This is a genomic window from Pseudomonadota bacterium, from assembly GCA_030859565.1.
Taxonomy (GTDB): domain Bacteria; phylum Pseudomonadota; class Gammaproteobacteria; order JACCXJ01; family JACCXJ01; genus USCg-Taylor.
On record JALZJW010000235.1, the window covers coordinates 1 to 3,768 of the forward strand.

Below are 3,768 nucleotides of genomic sequence, written 5' to 3' on the forward strand. Positions count from 1 at the left end.
GTGTAGCGGCGGTTCAGCTTTGCTTTTCGAGCCTGTCCACCCTGGGTGCGTTTGGTCATTCTTTTGCGGCCGTCGAATGCATCAGTATCAGGATCGTGGAAAGGAGCCCAAACCATCCGCGGATGATTGAACTCGTACCGGTAATCTTCTCGCAAGCGCGGGTGCCGTGCGTTCAAGAGGATGTGCATGATCTCATGGGGCGCCCGCATTTTTTTTCTGTCCTCGGCGCCAAGAATAATATTGCCGCCGTTAATTCCGGCCGGACCTTCAACAAATCTGTATGGGTATGCCTGGCCATCGGTCAGGCCGCCCTCAATGAAGTTGACATAAGTGATTGCGATCTCGTCCGGTAAACGCGACGCACTGGTGAAGAGGTAAGAAAATAGACTTCGTTCCTCGACCGTAAGGGGGTTCAAGGTATTCTCGGCATACGGAAAGCCATCGCTGAGATCGAGATTTGGAACACTCGCTTGCTCTATCTCATTGATGGGAGTTATCTGCGCCTGGATGCCAGCCGCGGCCCAAGTCTCGCGGATTAAGCGCATATCGTCGTCCACAATATTTTGGGCGACGACCGGTACGCCATCTATTCTTATGACATAGGTGGTAATCCGCATGACTTTTTCCACCGGCACGGTGGCGGCCTCGACGCGCTGGTAATCCTCGCCGTCATTCGGGTCGAACCAGAGGATGACTTTCCCGCCGAGAGCGATCCTGTGCGTATGATCCTCCGGCATATCGTCTTGAGTGAATCCGGCAGGGTCGTTGTTGTAAACGTCATCATTCGTGTTAGAGACCAGCATCTGTTTGTGCGACTCGTAGATGCCCGAATTCACGGGTCTTTCGGTGAGCGTAAATCCGGTCGGATCGTCATTGTAATCCGTGTAGCCAGCGATGTTTTCGGTGGAGATCTTCGCTTGGATCGTGCCTTTCCCTTTCGTATGTGTAATCCGAACTCGGAACGCGTCTTCTTCCAGATCAAACGCGTTTGCGCGAAGAGTGCTAAATGGGCCTTCCCAGCACTCTTCGAGAGTGGCGATGTGCAGAATGTTGACGGGTTGCGGCTCGCCCATCAAGGCGGGTGGATTGTTCAAGATTTGAATCGGTATGGCGCGTTTGATCTTGTCACCAACCCTGGCGGCCACCGCCCCGAAGCTATTGAGTTGGGCGCGCCCTGGGATCGCGTCTGCAACTTCCTGGTTGTCGATCATCATGATCTGCGGGGAATCTCCAGGTCGGGTCCAGAGAAATTTCCTGCGCACCCAATCATCCTCCCCTTCAAGGTGTTCGGCCGAGAAAGCAACGACGGGTGAGTTGGTTTCCGCGTTCACTTCGGTGAGAATCAACTCGTCGATCGCACGGAGTTCCTGCTGGAATGCTTCGGGCAACAACTCCTGAAACTCACGGGATTGCCCATCCGCGTAGAGGTACCATTTGTTGTCATCCCCCCAGCAGGCCGCCACGCGATCGTCATTGACGCCGCCTATGGCTGCACCGGGGAGGGCCTCAAAACCGCCACTCAGGGACCAGAGATAATTTTCGGCCCCGATCACGTTGCTGGCAAAAACTGCGCCAAGACTCGCTTCGCGCGGATCAAGGAGGTCCTCTTGGTAAGAAATCAGGGTACTGGAAGGGGAGAGAAAAAAAGTGTTCTGAGGTTCTTCAGCACGGTTCGCTTGCCCAAAGATGACACCGGTGCCACTCATTGCGAACGGGTAGGCGCTAACGGAACCTTCCGAAGAAAATCCGGCGGGCGGTTCAAATTCCGACACTTCGCCGCGAAAGGCTGTCCACGTCCCGTAGTCGCTATAGCCCAGAACCTTACCGTGAATAGACACCGTGTCGAGAACCCCGCCTAAACGGCCGTAGGTGGGCTCGTCACGGTCTACCGTATAGTCGCTGGATATAGAACCGTCGGCATTCCAAACAATCGTACGGAAACTGTCGGAGTCCGGCATCGAGGCAGACGCGATTTGAAGATCCTCACCGAGAGCGAAGGCAAATTGGTTGTCCACATAGCCTTCCGTTTCAAGGATGGCGTGAAAAACAGCCGGGAGGTTTTCTTTGCGGCGGGCATCCTCCGGGAACGGGTCTTCTACGTCGCGCACTCCATCACCATCCGTGTCGAGATCAGGCAGCTCCGGATCTGGATCTTCCTCCTCAGGCGTCGTTGCACTCGCGACATTGGAACCCTCCGAAGAGATCAGCCCATTGTACTGGAAGACCCGGTAAGTGTAGGTCGTCGCGGCGCTGAGCGCCTCGGCCGTGTAGCTGCGCTGGTCGCCCTCGATCCAGCCCGGAAAGGCTTCCTCCCATTCCTCGCCGTTGAGGACCTGGAATCGGAACGCGGGTGGCACCTTCGCTGGGCGTTTCCCAGTTGAGCTCAATGGTGCTGCTCGAACGAGCAATGCTGGTGAGGGTTGGCGCTTCTGGCGGATCCTGGGCAAAAGCCGAGGCGGTGATGATGCTGCTGGCGACGAGAACTCGGAGCAGCCATGAGGGGGAGTTGTTCATTCGCCCTCTGCGTAGTGGCATGGACTACAAGTGTCAAACTCTTTGAGGACTATGAAAAACGCCAATCAGCTTGTCGGGATCCGATTACGTCTTCAAGCAGACAGATCGGCTCCGTTGCCCGCAGGCGTTTCGAGGCCACGCCAACGAGTAAGACTACTGTGCTACCCGCACCGCTGCGGACACGACGTTCAAACCCGCACACTTTAGAGAAGACGCGGCGCGAAGTGTCCGGGGAGCGCAATCGTCGCCGGTGCTGACGCTGGCGCCCCCGCGCCGAACGAACTTTGCAGAAGCGCGCGCGAGTGAGCACGGATCGAAGCGAGGCGGGAAGCCCGCGGCGGCGGACTCAGAGCCCGCGCAAAACCTCGAAGGGCCGCCCCCCCTTACGGCTCGTGCACCCCGAGGAGGACCGTGAACCAGGAGCCTTCGCCGATCCTGGTGCGTAGATGAATGCCGGCGTTGGCTTCCAGGATCAGGCGTTTGACGATGGAAAGGCCCAGGCCGGTGCCGCGATCAGGAGCTTTAGTGGTGAACTTTTCCTCAAACATCTTCTTGAGCAACTCGGGCTGGATGCCCGGGCCGTCGTCCGCGATCGTGATCGCCAGCAACGGGCCCTGGTTGAGAAAGCCGTCCCGATTGATGAAACGCTGATCGTCGGAGTCGGAGAATTGCTCGAGCTCGAACGGGCTGACCACGGGGCGGGTCTTGATTTCGACCCGGTGCGGTTCTTCCGTGCTCTGCAAGGCGTTGATGGTCAGGTTGAGCAGGATCTGCAACAGATCCGTGCCGTTGATTTCCGCGGTGACATCCGGCGATAAATCGTGGATGACCAACTCGTGTCCGTACGCGCGCGGGTGCTTGATCAGCAGATCGTGCAAATCGGCGAGCACCTGGCGGACCCCGACGTACTTCGTTTCACTCGGCGAGGCGTTCAGAAAGCTGAGATAGCGGCGGGAGATCTCGAAGCAGCGGCTGACCTGGCCGGTGAGTTGGTGGAGGTCGGCTTTGATGTTATCGAGCTCCGGGCCCTCGACCCGGGCGGCGTCGTGCATCGAACGGTTCATCAGCTCGACGAAGCCCGAAATGACCGTGAGAGGGCCGTTGATATCGTGCAGGACGCCCGCATAGATATCCCCGCGGGTGCGGGCCAATTCCTCATCGACCAGGTGGGTATCGATTTCCTGCTGCAAGGTTTGAAGCCGCTCGTTGCTGCCGCGCAACTCCGCGTTGCGGCGGTATTTCTGGCCGGCGCGC

At 57.9% G+C, this 3,768-nt stretch carries 2 protein-coding genes; both read right to left on the reverse strand.

The window, feature by feature from the left end:
- Nucleotides 1–2,447: hypothetical protein (locus M3436_19970; GenBank protein ID MDQ3566252.1), on the reverse strand; the 2,447-nt coding region annotated here is incomplete at its 3' end.
- A 450-nt stretch (nucleotides 2,448–2,897) separates the two neighbouring features.
- The coding region (locus tag M3436_19975; GenBank protein ID MDQ3566253.1) for an ATP-binding protein at nucleotides 2,898–3,768 on the reverse strand (871 nt) is incomplete at its 5' end.